Origin of the sequence: Streptomyces sp. NPDC006872, from assembly GCF_040635845.1 — a bacterium.
Lineage (GTDB): Bacteria > Actinomycetota > Actinomycetes > Streptomycetales > Streptomycetaceae > Streptomyces.
The window spans coordinates 1,131,769-1,150,450 of sequence record NZ_JBEYIL010000001.1 but is presented as its reverse complement, the minus strand read 5'-3'; the positions used below and the strand labels follow the sequence as shown (position 1 = coordinate 1,150,450).

At 71.8% G+C, this 18,682-nt stretch carries 17 protein-coding genes and 1 pseudogene; 10 read left to right on the top strand and 8 right to left on the bottom strand.

The window, feature by feature from the left end; translation table 11 throughout:
* Nucleotides 1-23: 23 nt before the first annotated feature.
* Nucleotides 24-1,268, bottom strand: coding sequence for an MFS transporter (locus ABZ725_RS04960; protein WP_358801315.1), 1,245 nt, complete (start codon nucleotides 1,266-1,268; stop codon nucleotides 24-26).
* A gap of 108 nt (nucleotides 1,269-1,376) precedes the next feature.
* Here ABZ725_RS04960 and ABZ725_RS04955 point away from each other — a divergent pair, with 108 nt between their 5' ends.
* The gene (locus ABZ725_RS04955) at nucleotides 1,377-2,381 is read left to right on the top strand and encodes a DUF5937 family protein (protein ID WP_358801314.1); all 1,005 of its coding nucleotides are present in this window, start codon (nucleotides 1,377-1,379) and stop codon (nucleotides 2,379-2,381) included.
* On the opposite strand, the gene ABZ725_RS04950 is transcribed toward ABZ725_RS04955, so the two are convergent.
* The 3 genes from ABZ725_RS04950 to ABZ725_RS04940 form a co-directional block, all read right to left on the bottom strand.
* Entirely contained in the window at nucleotides 2,375-3,349 is a 975-nt protein-coding gene (locus ABZ725_RS04950; RefSeq protein WP_358801313.1) for a matrixin family metalloprotease, read from the bottom strand. The genes ABZ725_RS04955 and ABZ725_RS04950 overlap by 7 nt on opposite strands.
* 134 nt (nucleotides 3,350-3,483) lie before the next feature.
* Nucleotides 3,484-3,777, bottom strand: a complete 294-nt coding sequence (locus ABZ725_RS04945) for an MTH1187 family thiamine-binding protein (protein ID WP_358801312.1) — start codon at nucleotides 3,775-3,777, stop codon at nucleotides 3,484-3,486.
* Nucleotides 3,774-4,118: a DUF3817 domain-containing protein gene (locus tag ABZ725_RS04940; protein ID WP_351913229.1), complete on the bottom strand. Its 345-nt coding sequence runs from the start codon at nucleotides 4,116-4,118 to the stop codon at nucleotides 3,774-3,776. Before ABZ725_RS04940 ends, ABZ725_RS04945 begins: the two co-directional genes overlap by 4 nt.
* 164 nt (nucleotides 4,119-4,282) lie before the next feature.
* Here ABZ725_RS04940 and ABZ725_RS04935 point away from each other — a divergent pair, with 164 nt between their 5' ends.
* The 4 genes from ABZ725_RS04935 to ABZ725_RS04920 all read left to right on the top strand — a co-directional run bounded on the left by ABZ725_RS04935 (nucleotide 4,283) and on the right by ABZ725_RS04920 (nucleotide 6,945).
* Nucleotides 4,283-4,915 carry an AIM24 family protein gene (locus ABZ725_RS04935; protein WP_351913307.1) on the top strand — a complete coding sequence of 211 codons (633 nt, stop codon included), beginning with the start codon at nucleotides 4,283-4,285 and terminating at the stop codon, nucleotides 4,913-4,915.
* 1 nt (nucleotide 4,916) lies between these two features.
* Nucleotides 4,917-5,567: an AIM24 family protein gene (locus ABZ725_RS04930; RefSeq protein ID WP_351913231.1), complete on the top strand. Its 651-nt coding sequence runs from the start codon at nucleotides 4,917-4,919 to the stop codon at nucleotides 5,565-5,567.
* 2 nt (nucleotides 5,568-5,569) lie between these two features.
* Nucleotides 5,570-6,376, top strand: a complete 807-nt coding sequence (locus ABZ725_RS04925; RefSeq protein WP_358801384.1) for an AIM24 family protein — start codon at nucleotides 5,570-5,572, stop codon at nucleotides 6,374-6,376.
* A gap of 92 nt (nucleotides 6,377-6,468) precedes the next feature.
* Nucleotides 6,469-6,945 (top strand): MarR family transcriptional regulator, encoded by a 477-nt coding sequence (locus ABZ725_RS04920; protein WP_351913233.1) that lies wholly within the window; start codon nucleotides 6,469-6,471, stop codon nucleotides 6,943-6,945.
* Between the two features lie 27 nt (nucleotides 6,946-6,972).
* On the opposite strand, the pseudogene ABZ725_RS04915 reads toward ABZ725_RS04920, so the two are convergent.
* The 4 genes and pseudogenes from ABZ725_RS04915 to ABZ725_RS04900 all read right to left on the bottom strand — a co-directional run.
* Nucleotides 6,973-7,260 (bottom strand): annotated as a pseudogene (locus ABZ725_RS04915) (ATP-binding protein); the annotation flags it as partial.
* A 158-nt stretch (nucleotides 7,261-7,418) separates the two neighbouring features.
* Nucleotides 7,419-8,660: an MFS transporter gene (locus tag ABZ725_RS04910; protein WP_358801311.1), complete on the bottom strand. Its 1,242-nt coding sequence runs from the start codon at nucleotides 8,658-8,660 to the stop codon at nucleotides 7,419-7,421.
* A 193-nt stretch (nucleotides 8,661-8,853) separates the two neighbouring features.
* Complete coding sequence (gene meaB, locus ABZ725_RS04905; RefSeq protein WP_358801310.1) at nucleotides 8,854-9,810, bottom strand: methylmalonyl Co-A mutase-associated GTPase MeaB; 957 nt, start codon at nucleotides 9,808-9,810, stop codon at nucleotides 8,854-8,856.
* Nucleotides 9,811-9,852: 42 nt separating this feature from the next.
* Nucleotides 9,853-11,064 carry an acetyl-CoA C-acetyltransferase gene (locus ABZ725_RS04900; protein WP_358801309.1) on the bottom strand — a complete coding sequence of 404 codons (1,212 nt, stop codon included), beginning with the start codon at nucleotides 11,062-11,064 and terminating at the stop codon, nucleotides 9,853-9,855.
* Nucleotides 11,065-11,215: 151 nt separating this feature from the next.
* Between ABZ725_RS04900 and mce the strand changes: the two genes are divergently transcribed.
* From mce to ABZ725_RS04875, 5 genes are all read left to right on the top strand, one after another.
* Nucleotides 11,216-11,656 (top strand): methylmalonyl-CoA epimerase, encoded by a 441-nt coding sequence (mce, locus tag ABZ725_RS04895; protein ID WP_358801308.1) that lies wholly within the window; start codon nucleotides 11,216-11,218, stop codon nucleotides 11,654-11,656.
* Between the two features lie 232 nt (nucleotides 11,657-11,888).
* Nucleotides 11,889-15,737, top strand: a complete 3,849-nt coding sequence (gene scy / locus ABZ725_RS04890; RefSeq protein WP_358801307.1) for a polarized growth protein Scy — start codon at nucleotides 11,889-11,891, stop codon at nucleotides 15,735-15,737.
* A 183-nt stretch (nucleotides 15,738-15,920) separates the two neighbouring features.
* Nucleotides 15,921-16,859 (top strand): cellulose-binding protein, encoded by a 939-nt coding sequence (locus tag ABZ725_RS04885; RefSeq protein WP_079659495.1) that lies wholly within the window; start codon nucleotides 15,921-15,923, stop codon nucleotides 16,857-16,859.
* 85 nt (nucleotides 16,860-16,944) lie between these two features.
* Nucleotides 16,945-17,898, top strand: coding sequence for an ABC transporter ATP-binding protein (locus tag ABZ725_RS04880; RefSeq protein WP_358801306.1), 954 nt, complete (start codon nucleotides 16,945-16,947; stop codon nucleotides 17,896-17,898).
* Entirely contained in the window at nucleotides 17,898-18,668 is a 771-nt protein-coding gene (locus ABZ725_RS04875) for an ABC transporter permease (protein WP_358801305.1), read from the top strand. Before ABZ725_RS04880 ends, ABZ725_RS04875 begins: the two co-directional genes overlap by 1 nt.
* Nucleotides 18,669-18,682 lie beyond the last annotated feature (14 nt).

Sequence of the window (18,682 nt, the reverse complement as noted above, 5' to 3'; positions counted from 1 at the left end):
CTTACCGGCCGGTCATATCGCGGTCAGCCCCTGTCTCGGCCCTCGGTCCGCCGCACTTCCCGGGCCGCCAGCACACAGACCGCCGTCCCCAGCACGCCCGCCCCCATGACCGCGGCCGCCACGCCAACGAGCTCGGCGGCCGCCCCCGCCAGGGCCATGCCGACGCCCTGGAGCGTCATGAGCCCGGCCGTGAGCAGCGTCATCGCCCGGCCGCGCAGTTCCTCGGGCACGTCCCGGACGATCCACTGGTCGAGGCCGAGGGTGTACGCCGATCCGGCGCCCGCGACCAGCAGCAGGAGCAGTGAGACCGCGAGGCCCGGGTGGAAGGCGTAGCCGAGGTAGGGCAGCAGGGTCACACAGACGAGCGGGAGGGCGATGCGCTCGCGGGTGACGGGGCGCAGCCGCGACCCGGCGTACAGCTCGCCGGCGATCGTGCCCACCGGCAGCGCGCACATCAGCAGGCCCAGGCCGGCCGGGCCGACGCCGAGGTCGTCGGCGTACGGCGCCGACAGCGCCTCCGGGGCGACGGTGAACGTCGGCGGCAGCCAGAAGAGCAGCAGCAGCGCCCGGGTACGCCGGTCGGCGAGGACCTGTCGGGCCCCGTTGAGGGAGTCCGTGACCAGCGCCCCGCCGGTGCGGGCCCGGGCGGGACGGCGGCGGGTGCCCAGCCGCAGCAGGACGGCGGAGGCGAGGAAGGTGCCGACGGTGATCAGGAGGGCCTGACGCGGGGAGGCGACGGTGAGCAGCACCCCGCCGAGTCCGAAGCCGACGAGCAGCGCGCTCTGCGCGGTGATGCGCAGCAGGGAACGGCCGAGGACGAACAGGTCGCCGTCGCCGAGGATGTCCGCGAGGGTGGCCATCCGGGTGCCCGCGAAGATCGGCGAGACGACGGCGAGGCAGCAGCGCAGGGCCAGCAGGACGGCGAGGGGCGCGCCCGGCGCCGTCATCGGCAGCACGCACACCGCGCACACCAGGTCGCAGCCGACGAGCACCCGCCGGGCGGGGTAGCGGTCGGCGACCCCGGCGAGCAGGGTGCCGCCGACGATGTACGGCAGGAAGCCGACGGCCCAGGCCAGTGCGCTCATCAGGGGCGAGCCGGTCAGGTCGTAGACGAGTACGGACAGCGTGATCTCGGCGACGATCACGCCGAGCATGGACAGCAGATGGGCGGCGAAGACGGCCCGGAACTCGCGCACGGCGAAGACCCGGCGGTATCCCGCGGGCGCGGCTTTCGTGGTGGCGGTCGTGACCGTCTCGGCTTCTGACATGGGCAGCAGCGTGCTGGGGCACGGGCGTGCGCCCTAGAGTTTCGGGCACAGCCGAATGTTCGGCCGAATGATCTGCCGAACATTCGGGAGAGTCCGCAAGGAGGGAATGTGCCGTCGCACCTGCATTTCGGGGAGGACGACTTCCTGCGCTGCCGCTTCGCCGTGTCCCCGCTGTGGGAGACGCAGGAGGTCGCGCGCACCCTCAAGCGGCCCGACCGGCACGGCTACCACGCACCGTGGCTGCGCCGGATCCGGACGGCGGCCGAGGCGCTCGACCTGACCGGTCTGTGGCTGCTGATGCCGCGCCGGGGCCACACCCCCGACTGGCTGTGCCCGCCGCCGCTCGGGCCCGCGGCCGGTTTCGAGGAGGAGCTCGCCGCGGTCCGGGCCGCCGATCCACGGGCCGCCCGGGAGGACAGCGCCCGCTCGCTCGCGGACACCCCCGGCGCGCTGGACTCGCCGCGGGGGCGGGCCTGGCTGGCGGATCCGGAGCGGATGATCGAGGAGGTGGCCGATGTGCTGGAGGAGGTCTGGCACACCCTCCTCGCGCCGGACTGGACGCGGCTGCGCGCCCTGCTGGAGGCGGACGTCGCCTTCCACTCGCGTCGGCTGGCCGAGGTGGGTCTGGGCGGGCTGCTGCCGGAGATCGACCGGCGGTGCGGCTGGCGGGCCGGGACGCTGACCGTCGCCTCGAACGGCGCGCACGAGCGGCACCTGGGCGGGCAGGGGCTGGTGCTGATGCCGAGCGTGTTCTCCTGGCCGGACGTCGTCACGGGATTCGATCCGCCCTGGCAGCCGACGCTGGTCTATCCCGCGCGCGGGATCGCCGGTCTGTGGTCGGATCCCGTCGACCGCTCCCCCGAGACCCTGGTCCGGCTGCTGGGCCGGGGCCGGGCCGCCGTGCTCACCGCACTGGACGATCCGGCGACCACCTCCGCCCTCGCCCACCGCCTCGGCCTCGCCCCGTCCTCGGTGTCCGCGCACCTGACCGTGCTGCGCGACTCCGGCCTGCTGGTGTCCCGGCGCTACGGCCACCGGGTGCTGTACGAGCGGACGCCGCTGGGCATCGCGCTGGTGTCCGGCGGCGCCCGCACGCCGGACGGCGCTCAGTAGAGGCTGCGCAGGCCGAGGACGTCGCCCTTGCCGAGGGTGCGGGCGCTGGTGGAGCAGGCGAACGAGCTCGAGTACATGGTCAGGTTCTGGTGTCCGGCGCCGGAGTGGCCGAGGCCGAAGACGTGCCCGGCCTCGTGGGTGGCGACGCTGCGGACGTCGTACGCGTGCGTGCAGGCGCCGGACGGGCTGTCGGTGAACGCGTAGTCGTGGGTGTTGAAGCGGACGTCGGCCTCGAGGAGCTCGTCCGGTCCGCCCTGCACCGGCCTACTCCAGGAGCAGGTCGTGGCGACGGCGTCGCTGCCGATGTCGCCCGCGTCCCAGACGCTCAGGCCGTCCCGGCGGACGCAGCGGGCGGCGCGGTCGATGCCGGCCTCGTTGGCGGTGGTCGACAGATAGCGGGCCTTCGCCCCGACCGCGTCGTCGTAGCCGCAGTCGTTGCGGCTGCCGGTGATGGTGGCGACGGCGTCCTCGAAGGCCCGCCGGGCCTCGGCGCCGGAGAGGTTGCCGGGCAGGGGGCCGTCGCCGACGAACCACTCGTAGGTGCCGTACTCCTTGCGCCCGGCGGTGGAGTACGCGCCGTCGGTGCAGGGGCCGGGGGCGTCGGCGCGGCTGTCCGGGCGGGCGGGTGCGTGGGCCGCCTCGTAGGTGTAGGCGACCTTGCCGTCGGCGGCGACCGCCACGGTGAAGCCGTGCTCCTCGCCGTCCGCCGTGAGGGCGTCGACGCTGACCGTCGTGCCGGGTTCGGGCACGGTCACACCGGCGCCGGCGTGCGTGACGACGCGGCCGACGGCGAGACAGTCGAGCACGGACGAGCCGGCGGGCAGATCGTCCACGGTCAGCTCGCCCCGGGCCGGCGCGCACGCGGGCGTGCGCTGCACCTCCCCCACGCAGACCGCCGACAGCGCCGCCCCCAGTACCAACGCCGTGATCGCCCTGCCGAGAGACCCCGGCCCGCGCCGCCCTGCCACCGCACACTCCCCTTCAATCCCGCGCCACAGCACGGAACTTGATCGACCCCGGGAGACATTGCCAGGCGGCACGTGCCAAAACCCCGTCCCACGTCACCCGTTCGGGCGATTGGTGAGACAAGTGCTCAGGTCGGTCACTGCGCCAGGTGCCGCTCCACGGTCTCGACCTTCGAGGTCAGGCCGTCCGTCACACCGGGGCGGATGTCCGCCTTCAGGACGAGGGAGACCCGGGGGGCGCGTTCCTCGACGGCGGCCACGGCGCGCTTGACGACGTCCATGACCTCGTCCCATTCGCCCTCGACGGAGGTGAACATGGCGTCGGTGCGGTTCGGGAGGCCGGATTCGCGGACGACGCGGACGGCGTCGGCGACGTATTCGCCGACCTCCTCGCCGACGCCCAGCGGGGTGACCGAGAAGGCGACGATCATGCGCTCACGACGCCTTCCTTGCGGGCGCGGGAGGCGATGACGGCGTCCTCGGCCTCACGGCGCAGCTTGCGCTCGGCGAAGAAGCCGCCGGTCGGCAGGACCGAGAGGACGAAGTAGAGGGCCGCGGTCCCGAAGGACCACTTGGTGCGGTTCCAGGCGTCCGCCCAGAAGAGCACGTACAGGATGAACAGCACGCCGTGGACCATGCCCATGACGGGCACCGCGTTGAAGTCCGTGGTCCGCTTCAGCACCGAGCAGAGCAGCAGCAGGAGGAAGGACACGGCTTCCGGGGCGGAGACCAGGCGCAGGCGTCGGAGGGCGGAGGCTGTCTTCAGGTCCACGGGTCACCTTCGGGGGAGGTTTGAGGGGGCGGCGGTTTGTGAACGCACGCACAAGCGTTCACCCATTGTGGCAAACGGTCCCCCTAGGGGTGCGTTCAGGGTCTCTCTCCACCTACGGGTGCTGTTCCGCGCCCCGGTCCGGCGGTTACCTTCGCAGCGTGGCGATGTTTCGACTTCAAGGCAGCAAGGTGCTTGCCGTCGACATGACCGGGGACGCCGTGAAGGCGAAGAACGGCTCGATGGTCGCGTACGACGGACAGATGGCCTTCAAGAAGCTCAGCGGCGGCGGTGAGGGCATCCGGGGCATGGTGACCCGGCGGCTCACCGGTGAGCAGATGACCGTGATGGAGGTGAAGGGACAGGGCACGTGCTGGTTCGCCGACCGTGCCTCCGAGATCAACCTCGTCCAGCTCCAGGGCGACAAGCTGTACGTCGAGTCGAGCAATCTGCTGGCGACCGACGCCGGCCTGCGAACCGGGACGAGTTTCACCGGGCTGCGCGGCGCGACCCAGGGCAACGGGCTCTTCACGACGACGGTCGAGGGCCACGGGCTGGCCGCGATCACCTCGGACGGGCCGGCCGTGGTGCTGCGCGTCAGCCCGCAGTACCCGCTGACCGTCGACCCCGGCGCCTATGTCGCGCACCAGGGCAACGTCCGGCAGTCCTTCCAGTCCGGTGTGACGTTCCGCACGTTCATGGGCGAGGGCGGCGGCGAGGCCTTCCAGATCCGGTTCGAGGGGGACGGCCTGGTGTACGTCCAGCCGAGCGAGCGCAACACGATCGCGGGGGATGTGTGACATGACCCTCCGCGAGATCAACTCCAAGATGGTCGAGGCGACGGTCGCCCCCGGGCAGCGGCTCTTCAGCCAGCGCGGCGCCATGCTCGCGTACCGCGGCGAGGTGTCCTTCACTCCCAACGTCCAGGGCGGACAGGGCGGCGTGATGTCCATGATCGGGCGGCGGCTCGCCAACGAGGACACGCCCCTGATGACCGTCGAGGGCAACGGCACGGTCTTCTTCGGGCACGGCGGCCATCACGTCCAGGTCATCCGGCTCGCCGGCGACACGCTGTACGTCGAGGCGGACCGGCTGCTCGCCTTCGAGGGCACGCTCCAGCAGGGCACGATGTTCCTGGGCGCGCAGGGCGGGGTCATGGGCATGGTCCGCGGCCAGGTCAGCGGGCAGGGGCTGTTCACCACCACGCTGAAGGGCCACGGGGCGGTGGCCGTGATGGCGCACGGCGGCGTCTTCGAGGTCCCGATCACCCCGCAGCGCCCGGTCCACGTCGACCCCCAGGCCTATGTGGCCCACCACGGCGACGTCCGCAACAAGCTGTCGACCGCGCTGGGCTGGCGGGACATGGTGGGCCGCGGCTCCGGCGAGGCGTTCCAGCTGGAGCTGAGCGGCAGCGGTGCGGTGTTCGTCCAGGCGTCGGAGGAGAAGCTGTGAGCATGTACGGGGCTCCGGGCGGCGGCCCGACGGTCTACGACCCCATGACCCTGCCGGTCGACGACAACGTGAACAGCTACACCTTCTGCGTGGAGCTCAAGGGGAGCCAGTGGTTCCTGCAGAAGGGGAAGATGATCGCCTACTACGGGTCGATCGACTTCAACGGCGTCGGGCACGGCCGGCTGGACCGTCTCGTGCGCACCTCGTTCCATTCGCCTCTGCACGCGAGCGACTGGGTCGTGGCGGAGGGCTCGGGCAAGATGCTCCTCGCCGACCGGGCCTTCGACGTGAACTCGTACGACCTCGACGACGGCAATCTGACCATTCGCTCGGGCAATCTGCTCGCGTTTCAGCCAACTCTGTCGCTCAAGCAGTCGATCGTCCCGGGATTTCTCACGCTGATCGGAACCGGAAAGTTCGTGGCGGCATCTAACGGGCCGGTGGTGTTCATGGAGCCTCCCATCCGGGTGGACCCGCAGGCACTCGTCGGCTGGGCTGACTGCCCGTCCCCGTGCCATCACTACGACCACGGGTACATGACGGGCCTGATGGGCGGTCTACGTGCGCTGACGGGCCTCGGAGGGGCCTCCGGGGAGGAGCATCAGTTCGAGTTCGTGGGCGCCGGCACCGTGCTGCTGCAGTCGACCGAGACCCTCATGGCCGAGCAGGCCACGGGGGCGGTTCCGCACGAGCCGGGGGTGCCCGGCGGCGGCGTCGGCCCGGGGGGACACGGCGGCCACGGCGCGCAATCCGGCGCACCGCGCCTTCCCGGACAGCTGGGGGACCTCCAGCGTCGCTTCGGGCTGTGAGCGGTAGTCTGCGGAGTGTGACATCGAACGCGTGCGCACAGTCACACCACCCTCACTAGTTCGCCTTTCAACATTTTAGGTAGACTTCATTTATGGAGACCGAAACGGCCACGCGCTGGCTGACCGATGCGGAGCAGTGCGCCTGGCGCACCCACCTGGAGGTCAACAGGCTGTTGACGTACCAGCTCGAAAGGGATCTCCAACCGTTCGGCCTGACCATGAACGACTACGAGATCCTCGTGAACCTCTCCGAGTCGGAGGGCGTCCGGATGCGGATGAGCGACCTCGCGTCCGCCACGCTCCAGTCCAAGAGCCGGCTCTCGCACCAGATCACCCGGATGGAGAACGCCGACCTGGTGCGCCGTGAGAACTGCGAGTCGGACCGCCGCGGTCTGTACGCGGTGCTGACCGACCACGGCATGGAGACGATGCAGAAGGTCGCGCCCCACCATGTGGACTCGGTGCGGCGGCACTTCATCGACCTTCTCTCCCCCGAGGCCCTGGCGGAACTCTCCAAGGCCCTCAAGCCCGTCGCGGAACACCTCCGCGGCCACCGGGGACGGCCGTAACAGACGCCCTGCGGGCGATCCGGGGGATCAGGCGATCGGCAGGCGGAGCTCGAACAGGGCTCCGCCTGCCGGCGTCTCACGGACCGTGAGCGTGCCGCCGTGCCGGACGGCCACGTCCCGGGCGATCGCCAGACCGAGGCCCGCCCCGCCGTCGTCCCGGCTGCGCGCGTCGTCGAGCCGGACGAACCGCTCGAAGATCCGCTCCCGGTCCGCCTCGGGCACGCCGTCCCCGTCGTCGGCGATCTCGACGACGGCCCGCTCCCCCACCTGCCGCACCCGCACGCCGACCGCCGACCGGGCGTGCCGCCGCGCTGAAGGGCGCGGACGTCGAGGCCCGCGAGGCCGCCCTGGCCGTCGCGGGCAAGGGCGCGGTGACCGACGTCGACCTGGACGGCGAGGACCGCGCGACGGCCTGGAGCGTGGACACCGCGGGGGGGGCGGCGAGTGGCTGGTGGACGTGGGCACCGGCAAGGTCACGCAGGACCAGGACGACTGAGCCCGCCGAGCCGGCCGGGCCGGCGGAGCGTTCCGGCGACGGCGACGACCGCCGCCGTCGCCAGCACCGCCGCCCCCGTCACCGCGAAGCACACCCCCACCGGCAGCCGCGCGGCCAGCGCTCCCGCGGCCGCCGTGCCGGCCGTGCCCCCCGCGTTGACGGCCGTGTTGACCCACGCCCCGGCCCGCACCCGGGCCTCCGGGGCAGCGGCCTCGTCGGCGATCAGATAGGCCGTGGTGATCGCCGGCGACACGAAGAACCCGGCGGCCGCGGCGGCCACCGCGAGCGTGCCGAGCCCTGACGCCAGTCCCGCGCCGCACAGCGTCAGACCGAGCCCCGCCGTGAGCAGCGGCAGCCGCGCCCCGGCCGAGGTCCGCCAGTCGACGGCCCCGTTGAGCAGCCCGCCGACGGCGCTGCCGGCCGACAGCGCGGCCAGCACCCAGGCCACGGCCGACCCACCGGTCCCGTGCCCGTGCCGTTCGGCGAACGCCACGACCAGCAGGTCGACCACGCCCAGCGCGAGCCCGACGCCCGCGATGGCGACCACGGGCCGGCCGAGCCCGCGCAGCCCGCCGCCGCCCCGCCGCGCGGCGGCCGCCTTCCCCGGCGGCACCGCCCGCACCACGGGCGAGGACACGAACCCGGCCGTCCCCGCGACCATCAGGGCCGCCCCGACGACGATCCCGGCGGCCGGCGGTGCGCAGCCGACGAGCACGCCGACCAGCAGCGGCCCGGCGACGAAGAGCAGTTCCTCGGCGACCCCGTCGAGGCTGTAGGCGCGCTGGAGCAGCGCCCGGTCCGGGGCGAGCCTTCCCCACACGGCCCGCATGGTCGGTCCCAGCGGCGGCACCGAGGCGCCGGCGGCCGCGGCGAGGGCGCCCAGCACGGACGCGGGGGCGGGGTCCGGGCGCACGAGAGCCGCGGTCAGCAGTCCCAGCAGCGCGGTGTACACGGCCGTCATCCAGGCGAGCGACCGGCGCGGCCCGTGCCGGTCGACGAGCGCCGCCCGCGCGGGCGACAGAAAGACGGCGGTGGCTCCGAACAGCGCCATCACGCCGCCCGCCACCGTGTACGAGCCCGAGGCCCGGGTCACGGCGAGCATCACGGACAGCGGGACGATCCCGTACGACAGCCGGCCGGTCAGAGCGGCGGCGAAGGTGCGCCGGGCGTGCGGAATGCGCAGCACGACGGCATACGAAGCGGACATGGGGGTGGCCATGACGGTTCCTCGACTCGAGGCAGAGCGGAAAAGGGGACGCCTGATCGCCGCGACCGGGCGGCCGACTGCCGCTCGCCGATCACGGGCCTGGGCGGGCCCTATGCCAAGAGGAGGAACACGCGGCCGAACGTATCAGCGCGGCCGGAAGACCCACCACGCCTTTTCCGGCCCCGAGGGACCCTTGCGGCGCGGCTCAGCCCTGGGTGAGTCCCGCCACCAGTTCGTCCGCCGCGCGGTAGGGGTCGAGGTCGCCGGCGACGATGCGTTCGGCGAGGGTGTCGAGGCGGCGGTCGCCGTGCAGGTCGCCGATGCGTTCGCGCAGGGCCGTGACGGCGATGGTCTCGACCTCGCGGGCGGCTCGGGAGGCGCGTCGCCGGTCGAGGACGCCGTGCTCCTCCATCCACGCGCGGTGCTTCTCCAGCGCCTCGACGACCTCGTCGACGCCCTCGGCGCGACTGGCGACCGTCTTCACGATGGGCGGCCGCCAGTCGCCGGGGCGGCGGGCCTCGCCGAGGCCGAGCATGTGGTTCAGCTCGCGGACGGTGGCGTCGGCGCCGTCCCGGTCGGCCTTGTTGACGACGTAGACGTCGCCGATCTCCAGGATGCCCGCCTTGGCGGCCTGGATGCCGTCCCCCATGCCGGGGGCCAGCAGGACGACGCTGGTGTCGGCCTGGGAGGCGATCTCGACCTCCGACTGGCCCACGCCGACCGTCTCGACCAGGATCACGTCGCAGCCCGCCGCGTCCAGCACGCGGATCGCCTGCGGGGCCGACCAGGCGAGGCCGCCCAGGTGGCCCCGGGTGGCCATGGAGCGGATGTAGACGCCGGGGTCGGAGGCGTGCTCCGACATCCGGACGCGGTCGCCGAGCAGGGCTCCCCCGGAGAACGGCGACGACGGGTCGACGGCCAGGACGCCGACCCGTCTGCCCTGCTTGCGGTAGGCGGTGACCAGCGCGGAGGTCGACGTGGACTTGCCGACGCCCGGCGAGCCCGTCAGGCCGACGACGTACGCGTTCCCCGTCAGCGGGGCCAGGGCCGCCATGACCTCCCTGAGCTGCGGGGACGCCCCCTCCACCAGGGAGATCAGCCGGGCCACGGCCCTGGGCCGGCCTTCCCTGGCCTGGGCGACCAGCGAGGAGACGTCCTGCATCACAGCTCCGTTCGGAAAGGAACCAAGGGGCCTACGGGGGCCTCAGGCCTTGGGTACCCGGACGATCAGCGCGTCACCCTGACCGCCGCCGCCGCACAGCGCGGCCGCGCCGACGCCGCCGCCCCGGCGCTTGAGCTCCAGGGCCAGGTGCAGCACGAGCCGGGCGCCGGACATGCCGATCGGGTGGCCCAGGGCGATCGCGCCGCCGTTCACGTTCACCTTTTCCGTGGACACGCCCAGGTCGTTCATTGACTGCACGGCGACAGCGGCGAAGGCCTCGTTGATCTCGATCAGGTCCAGGTCGGAGACGTCCAGGCCCTCCTTCTTCAGGGCGTGCAGGATGGCGTTGGACGGCTGCGAATGCAGCGAGTTGTCCGGCCCGGCCACATTGCCGTGGGCGCCGATCTCGGCGATCCAGGCGAGGCCCAGCTCCTCGGCCTTGGCCTTGCTCATCACGACGACGGCGGCCGCGCCGTCGGAGATCTGCGAGGACGTGCCCGCGGTGATCGTGCCCTCCCGGGTGAAGGCCGGGCGAAGCTTGCCCAGGGACTCCGCCGTGGTGTCGGCGCGGATGCCCTCGTCCTTGCTGAAGACGACCGGCTCGCCCTTGCGCTGCGGGATCTCGACCGGGGTGATCTCGGCCTCGAAGACGCCGTTCTTCTGGGCGGCGGCCGCGCGCTGGTGGGACAGGGCGGCGAACTCGTCCTGCTCCGGGCGGGCGATGCCCAGCCGGGTGTTGTGGTTCTCCGTGGACTCGCCCATGGCGATGTTCTCGAAGGCGTCGGTCAGCCCGTCGTGCGCCATCGCGTCGAGCATCTCGATCGCGCCGTACTTGAAGCCCTCGCGGGACTTCGGCAGCAGGTGGGGGGCGTTGGTCATGGACTCCTGGCCGCCGGCCACCACGATGTCGAACTCGCCCGCGCGGATCAGCTGGTCGGCGAGCGCGATCGCGTCGAGGCCCGACAGACACACCTTGTTGATCGTGAGCGCCGGCACGTTCATCGGGATGCCGGCCTTGACCGCGGCCTGGCGTGCCGGGATCTGCCCCGCCCCGGCCTGGAGCACCTGGCCCATGATGACGTACTGCACCTGGTCGCCGCCGATCCCGGCACGGTCGAGGGCGGCCTTGATCGCGAAGCCGCCGAGGTCGGCTCCGGAGAAGGACTTCAGGGAGCCCAGCAGTCGTCCCATGGGCGTACGCGCGCCCGCGACGATCACCGAGGTCGTGCCGTTGGTTCCAGTCGATCCAGTCATGAGCTGCGATTCCCCTTACCGGCCTGCACTGGCCGAGGAGTGAACGAGGGTTTACTGCGAATGTACTGAGTGGCACTCCGTGCCGTCATCGGGCCGTCAGTGTGATCGCGCGCACGTTGCGTAACCACCTCCTTCGCGCTGCACTGACACCATGCTGACGCGAATCGACCACATCGGGATCGCCTGCCACGACCTCGACGCGACCGTCGAGTTCTACCGTGCCACCTACGGCTTCGAGGTCTTCCACTCCGAGGTCAACGAGGAGCAGGGCGTGCGCGAGGCCATGCTCAAGATCAACGATACGTCCGACGGAGGCGCCTCGTACCTGCAGCTTCTCGAGCCGACACGGGAGGATTCGGCCGTGGGCAAGTGGCTCGCCAAGAACGGCGAGGGCGTCCACCACATCGCTTTCGGCACGGCGGATGTGGACGGCGACTCCGCGGACATCCGCGCCAAGGGCGTACGCGTTCTGTACGAAGAGCCCCGGATCGGCTCCATGGGGTCACGAATCACGTTCCTGCATCCAAAGGATTGCCACGGAGTACTGACAGAACTGGTCACTTCGGCCCCTGTTGAGTCACCTGAGCACTGACCCTCGTACATATGGGCCGGTAGGGTTGGGCTCGGTCGCCGCTCACACCGGGGCGACCCGGTCCTGCCGTTCGGCGGCGGGACGCAGCCGGGGTCCGGGTTTCGGGGGACGAGCGTCGGGGCAGCAGCCCATGCTCCGTCGTTGATCTGACACCATTCCCCGGGGGCCCCGTTCGGCGGATGGACGGAGCTCGTTCGGGAAGCTTGCGACCAGGGACGGATGGGACCGCGCAGTGCGGGGCTACGAGAGCCAGGAGCGGGAGCCGGCGGCTGACGTCGACCACCTGACTCGGTTCGAAGCCGAGATGAAGCGGCTGAAGACCGAGCGGGAAAAGGCGATTCAGCATGCCGAGGACCTCGGCTACCAGGTCGAGGTGCTGCGCGCCAAGTTGCACGAGGCGCGCCGCACCATCATGTCCCGGCCCGCCTTCGACGGCGGCGACATCGGGTACCAGGCCGAGCAGATGCTGCGTAATGCGCAGATGCAGGCCGACCAGTTGCGGCAGGACGCCGAGCGCGAGCTCAGCCAGACCCGCGCGCAGACGCAGCGCATCCTCCAGGAGCACGCCGAGCAGGCGGCGCGTCTGCAGGCGGAGCTGCACCAGGAGGCGGTGGCCCGTCGCCAGCAGCTCGACCAGGAGCTGGCGGAGCGCCGGCAGAACGTCGAGTCGCACGTCAACGAGAACGTGGCGTGGGCGGAGCAGCTGCGGGCCCGCACCGAGGCACAGGCACGCCGGCTGCTCGACGAGTCGCGGGCCGAGGCCGAGCAGTCCCTGGCGGCCGCTCGTGCCGAGGCCGAGCGGGTCGCCACGGAGGCCCGTCAGCGGCTCCAGGCCGACGCCGAGACGACCCGTGCGGAGGCCGAGCAGCTCCTGCTGCGGGCCCGCACGGACGCCGACCGGCTGCTGACTGCCGCCTCCACCCAGGCCCAGGAGGCCAACGACCACGCGGAGCAGCTGCGCAACTCCACCGTCACGGAGTCCGACGCGGCCCGCCGCCAGGCCGGTGAGCTCAGCCGCGCCGCCGATCTGCGCATGTCCGAGGCCGACGAAGCGCTGCGCAAGGCGCAGGCCGAGGCGGACAAGGTGCTCGGCGAGGCGAAGGCCGCCGCCGAGAAGGCGCTCGCCGGCGCCGAGTCGGCCAACGAGCAGCGCACCCGTACCGCGAAGGAGCAGGTCGCCCGCCTGGTCACCGAGGCCACCAAGGAGGCCGAGGCGACCAGGGAGTCGGCCGAGCAGGTCGTCGCGGACGCCCGCGCGGAGGCCGAGAAGATCGTCGGCGAGGCCTCGGAGCGGGCCCGCACGCTGACCGCCGAGGAGTCGGCGACCCAGCTGTCGAAGGCGGCCAAGACCGCCGAGGACGTCCTGAACCGGGCGCAGGAGGACGCGCAGAACACCACCAAGGCCGCCGCCGAGGAGGCCGAGCGGATCCGCCGCGAGGCGGAGAACGAGGCGGACCGGCTGCGGTCCGAGGCGCACGACATCGCCGAGCAGCTCAAGGGCTCCGCGAAGGACGACACCAAGGAGTACCGCGCCAAGACGGTCGAGCTGCAGGAGGAGGCGCGCCGGCTGCGCGGCGAGGCCGAGCAGCTGCGCGCCGACGCGGTGGCCGAGGGCGAGAAGATCCGCGCGGAGGCCCGCAGGGAGGCCGTCCAGCAGATCGAGGAGGCGGCCAGGACCGCCGAGGAGCTGCTGTCCAAGGCGCGGGCCGACGCGGACGAGCTGCGCCAGAAGGCCACCTCGGACAGCGAGAAGGTGCGCACCGAGGCCATCGAGCGCGCCACCACGCTGCGCCGGCAGGCCGAGGACACCCTGGAGCGCACCCGCGCGGAGGCCGAGCGCTCCCGCGAGGAGGCGGTGGAGCTCGCCGAGACCATCACCTCCAACGCCGAGCAGGCGGCGCGCGAGCTGCGCGAGGAGACCGAGCGCGGGATAGACGCCCGGCAGGCGGAGGCCGCCGAGGAGCTGACCCGGCTGCACACGGACGCGGAGGCCCGGTTCGCCTCCGCCGAGCAGGCGCTGTCCGACGCCCGCGAGGAGGCCGCGCGGATCCGTCGCGAGGCCGCCGAGGAGACCGACCGGCTGCGCGGCGAGGCCGCGGAGCGGATCCGCGGCCTCCAGCAGCAGGCCGACGCGGAGGCCGACCGGCTGCGCAACGAGGCCGCCGCCGACGCGTCCGCCTCGCGTGCCGAGGGCGAGGCCGTCGCCGTACGGCTGCGGTCCGAGGCCGCCGCCGAGGCGGAGCGGTTGAAGTCCGAGGCGCAGGACACCGCCGACCGGCTGCGCGCGGAGGCGGCGGCCGCGGCCGAGCGGCTGGCCGACGAGGCGACCGAGACGCTGGCCGCCGCCCAGGAGGAGGCCCTCAGGCGCCGGCGCGAGGCCGAGGATCTTCTCGGTTCCGCCCGCCAGGAGGCCGACCAGGAGCGCGAGCGGGCCCGCGACCAGAGCGAGGAACTGCTGGCCTCGGCGCGCAAGCGTGTCGAGGAGGCGCAGACCGAGGCCGTCCGGCTGGTCGAGGAGGCCGACCGGCGGGCCGTCGAGATGGTGTCGGCGGCCGAGCAGCACGCGCAGCAGGTCCGGGACTCCGTGGTGGGGCTGCACGAGCAGGCCCAGGACGAGATCATCGGGCTGCGTTCCGCCGCCGAGCACGCGGCGGACCGTACCCGGCGCGAGGCCCAGGAGGAGGCGGACCGGGTCCGCGCCGACGCCTACGCCGAGCGGGAACGGGCCGCCGAGGACGCGGGCCGGGTCCGGCGCGAGGCGGGCGAGGCCTCTCAGGCCGCGCAGGAACTGGCCGAGCGGACCGTCGGCGAGGCGATCGCGGAGGCGGAGCGGATGCGTTCGGAGGCGTCGGCGCACGCCCAGCGGGTGCGCACCGAGGTCTCGGACTCCATCGCGCAGGCCGACCAGGACGCGTCGCGCACCCGGGCGGAGGCCCGCGACGACGCCAACCGCATCCGCTCGGACGCGGCGACGCAGGCCGACACCCTCATCACCGAGGCACGCAACGAGGCGGAGCTGCTCCAGTCGGAGACGATCACGGAGGCCGAGCGGCTGCGCGCCGAGTCGGTCGCCAAGGCGGAGAAGCTGATCTCGGACGCCTCCGGGGACGCGGAGCGGCTGCGCGCCGAGGCCGCCGACACGGTGGGTTCCGCGCAGGCGCACGCCGAGCGGGTCCGCACGGAGGCCGAGCGCTTCAAGCGGGAGGCGGCCGCGGAGGCCGACCGTCTGATGAGCGTGGCCCGCGAAGAGGCCGACTCGACGCTGGACGAAGCCCGCAAGGAGTCCAACAAACGGCGCTCCGAGGCGGCCGAGCAGGTCGACACCCTCATCACGGAGACCGCGGCCGAGGCGGACAAACTGCTCAACGAGGCGCAGACCCAGGCACAGCAGGCGACCGCGGACGCGGAGGCGCAGGCCGACTCGATGGTCGGCGCGGCCCGCAGCGAGGCGGACCGGCTGGTGTCCGAGGCGACCGTCGAGGGCAATTCCCGGGTGGAGAAGGCCCGTACGGACGCGGACGAGCTGCTCGTCGGCGCCCGTCGGGACGCGACGGCCATAAGGGAGCGGGCCGAGGAGCTGCGCGACCGCATCACGAACGAGATCGAGGCGCTGCACGAGCGGGCCCGCCGCGAGGCCTCCGAGACCATGAAGTCGACCGGAGACCGCTGCGACGCGCTCATCAAGGCGTCCGAGGAGCAGCTCACCAAGGCTCAGGCGAAGGCGAAGGAGCTGGTGTCGGACGCCAACTCCGAGGCGGGCAAGGTCCGTATCGCCGCCGTGAAGAAGGCCGAGGGGCTGCTCAAGGAGGCCGAGCAGAAGAAGTCGACACTGGTACGGGAGGCCGAGGAGCTCAAGGCCGAGGCGATCCGCGAGGCGCGGCGCACGGTCGAGGAGGGCAAGCGCGAACTGGAGGTCCTGGTGCGTCGGCGCGAGGACATCAACGCCGAGATCTCCCGGGTTCAGGACGTCCTGGAGGCGCTGGAGTCCTTCGAGGCCCCGGCCGGCGGCAAGGACGGGGGCGTCAAGGCGGGCGTGACCATCGGGTCGCCCCGATCGGGTGGGAAGTCCTCGGACGGCTAGCGGAATGTGTGAATTGCGTTAAAGTCTGGGGTCTTTGACCGAATCTCTGGCAAGGGTCCTGCCGGTCAGCCACCCAAAAGGGGTGTCATTCTCCAGATCAAACACGCATACGCTCTATGACACACCGCTCAGGCCCCTAGGATTCCACCTATCACCTCACCGGTCTCATTCGACAGGAACCCCATGAGCGACACTTCCCCCTACGGCTTCGAGCTTGTGCGGCGTGGGTACGACCGCGCTCAGGTGGACGAACGCATCTCGAAGCTCGTCTCCGACCGTGACAGCGCTCTGGCCCGTATCACTGCTCTGGAAAAGCGCATCGAGGAGCTCCACCTCGAAACGCAGAACGCCCAGGCCCAGGTAAGCGACGCCGAGCCGTCGTACGCAGGTCTCGGCGCGCGTGTCGAGAAAATCCTCCGCCTCGCCGAGGAAGAGGCCAAGGATCTGCGCGAGGAGGCCCGGCGGGCGGCCGAGCAGCACCGCGAGCTCGCCGAGTCGGCGGCCCAGCAGGTTCGCAACGACGCAGAATCGTTCGCTGCGGAGCGCAAGGCCAAGGCTGAGGACGAGGGCGTCCGGATCGTCGAGAAGGCCAAGAGCGACGCGTCGCAGCTGCGTTCCGAGGCGCAGAAGGACGCGCAGTCGAAGCGTGAGGAGGCCGACGCCCTCTTCGAGGAGACCCGTGCCAAGGCCGCCCAGGCCGCCGCCGACTTCGAGACCAACCTCGCCAAGCGCCGCGAGCAGTCGGAGCGCGACCTGGCGTCCCGTCAGCAGAAGGCGGAGAAGCGTCTCGCGGAGATCGAGCACCGCGCGGAGCAGCTGCGGCTGGAGGCCGAGAAGCTGCGCACGGACGCGGAGCGTCGCGCCCGTCAGACGGTGGAGACCGCTCAGCGTCAGGCCGAGGACATCGTCGCCGACGCCAATGCCAAGGCGGACCGGATCCGTTCGGAATCCGAGCGCGAGCTGGCGGCCCTCACCAACCGTCGCGACAGCATCAACGCCCAGCTGACGAACGTCCGCGAGATGCTCGCCACGCTGACCGGCGCCGCGGTCGCCGCGGCCGGCACGCCGTCCACGGACGACGAGCCGATCTCCCGCGGGGTTCCGGCCCAGCAGTCCCGGTAACGTCCGGCGGTACAGCGACTGAACATCGCCGAAGCCCTCCGTCACTGCGGTGGCAGAGGGCTTCGTCGCGCACTAGCGTGTCGGCATGATCGAGCTGGAAGGCCTGACGAAGCGGTACGGCGAGAAGCTGGCGGTGAACAACCTCACCTTCACCGTGAGACCGGGCATCGTCACGGGCTTCCTCGGTCCCAACGGCGCCGGCAAGTCCACCACCATGCGGATGATGCTCGGCCTCGACCGGCCCACCGCCGGGGACGTCCGTATCGACGGGCAGCACTACGACCGGCTCAAGGACCCCTTCAAGTACATCGGCGCCCTGCTGGACGCCAAGGCCATGCACGGCGGGCGCAGCGCCTTCAACCACCTGCTGTGTCTGGCGCAGAGCAACGGCATCCCGAAGAGCCGGGTGCACGAGGTGCTCGACACCGTCGGGCTGACGGCCGTGGCGAAGAAGAAGGCCAAGGGGTTCTCGCTCGGCATGGGGCAGCGGCTCGGCATCGCGGGCGCGCTGCTCGGCGACCCCCGGATCCTGATGTTCGACGAGCCGGTGAACGGCCTCGACCCCGAGGGCATCCACTGGATCCGCAACCTGATGAAATCGCTGGCCGCGCAGGGGCGGACGGTGTTCGTCTCCTCCCACCTCATGAGCGAGATGGCGCTGACCGCCGACCATCTCGTCGTGATCGGCCAGGGCCGGCTGCTCGCCGACACCTCCATGGCCGACTTCATCGAGCAGAACTCGCGCAGTTACGTCCGTATCCGCACCCCGCAGCGGGAGCGCCTGCTCGACGTGCTGCACAGTGCCGGGGTCACCGTCGTGGAGAGCGGCAGCGGGGTGCTGGAGGTGGACGGCGGCAAGGCCGAGCGCATCGGCGAGCTGGCCGCGCAGCACCAGATCGTGCTGCACGAGCTGAGCCCCCAGCAGGCCTCCCTGGAGGAGGCGTTCATGCAGCTGACCGCGGAGTCGGTGGAGTACCACGCGCACGCGGACACGCCCCCCGAAGAGCCGTGGGGCGACGACTGGACGAGGAGCCGATGATGGCGGCGACGCAGGTCATCCGGTCCGAGTGGACCAAGATCCGGTCGGTGGCGTCCACCGTGTGGACGCTCTCGCTCGCCGTGGTCGTCACGATCGCCCTCGGCATGCTGATCTCCGCGCTGTCGAAGAACGAGTTCGACAACATGAGCCGCGACGACCGGCTGTCCTTCGACCCGACGTTCATCAGCTTCGCCGGGATGAGCCTCGGACAGCTCGCGATGATCGTGTTCGGCGTGCTGGTGGTGTCGAACGAGTACAGCACCGGCATGATCCGCACCTCGCTGGCCGCCGTTCCGCAGCGCGGCACGTTCCTGTTCAGCAAGATCACGGTGGCCGCCGGGCTCTGTCTCGCCGTCGGACTCGTCACCAGCTTCGTCACGTTCTTCCTGGGACAGGCGATGCTCGGCACCCACAAGGCGTCGATCGGCGACAGCGGAGTGCTGCGCGCGGTCATCGGCGGTGGCTTGTACATGACCCTGATCGCGGTGTTCTCGATGGGCGTGGCCACCATGCTGCGTTCGCCGATGCTGTCGCTCGGCATCCTGATGCCGTTCTTCTTCCTGATCTCCAACATCCTCGGGAACGTCCCCGCGACGAAGAAGATCGGCCGGTATCTTCCCGACCAGGCCGGCAGCAAGATCATGCAGGTGGTCACGCCGATCGACGACGACACCCCGTACGGACCGTGGGGCGGGCTGGCCATCATGGCGCTGTGGGTGGTCGCCGCGCTCGCCGGCGGATACCTCCTGCTGAAGAAACGCGACGCGTAACGCTTTCGCCTTTG

Bases quoted from the DNA above. Each gene is read 5' to 3' on its own strand.
- ABZ725_RS04930 (WP_351913231.1), top strand. From the start codon at position 4,917: ATGACCCTCCGCGAGATCAACTCCAAGATGGTCGAGGCGACGGTCGCC.
- ABZ725_RS04945 (WP_358801312.1), bottom strand. From the start codon at position 3,777: ATGATCGTCGCCTTCTCGGTCACCCCGCTGGGCGTCGGCGAGGAGGTC.
- ABZ725_RS04935 (WP_351913307.1), top strand. From the start codon at position 4,283: ATGTTTCGACTTCAAGGCAGCAAGGTGCTTGCCGTCGACATGACCGGG.
- ABZ725_RS04925 (WP_358801384.1), top strand. From the start codon at position 5,570: ATGTACGGGGCTCCGGGCGGCGGCCCGACGGTCTACGACCCCATGACC.
- ABZ725_RS04960 (WP_358801315.1), bottom strand. From the start codon at position 1,268: ATGTCAGAAGCCGAGACGGTCACGACCGCCACCACGAAAGCCGCGCCC.
- mce (WP_358801308.1), top strand. From the start codon at position 11,216: ATGCTGACGCGAATCGACCACATCGGGATCGCCTGCCACGACCTCGAC.
- meaB (WP_358801310.1), bottom strand. From the start codon at position 9,810: ATGCAGGACGTCTCCTCGCTGGTCGCCCAGGCCAGGGAAGGCCGGCCC.
- ABZ725_RS04920 (WP_351913233.1), top strand. From the start codon at position 6,469: ATGGAGACCGAAACGGCCACGCGCTGGCTGACCGATGCGGAGCAGTGC.
- ABZ725_RS04885 (WP_079659495.1), top strand. From the start codon at position 15,921: ATGAGCGACACTTCCCCCTACGGCTTCGAGCTTGTGCGGCGTGGGTAC.
- ABZ725_RS04875 (WP_358801305.1), top strand. From the start codon at position 17,898: ATGGCGGCGACGCAGGTCATCCGGTCCGAGTGGACCAAGATCCGGTCG.
- ABZ725_RS04900 (WP_358801309.1), bottom strand. From the start codon at position 11,064: ATGACTGGATCGACTGGAACCAACGGCACGACCTCGGTGATCGTCGCG.
- ABZ725_RS04880 (WP_358801306.1), top strand. From the start codon at position 16,945: ATGATCGAGCTGGAAGGCCTGACGAAGCGGTACGGCGAGAAGCTGGCG.
- ABZ725_RS04910 (WP_358801311.1), bottom strand. From the start codon at position 8,660: ATGGCCACCCCCATGTCCGCTTCGTATGCCGTCGTGCTGCGCATTCCG.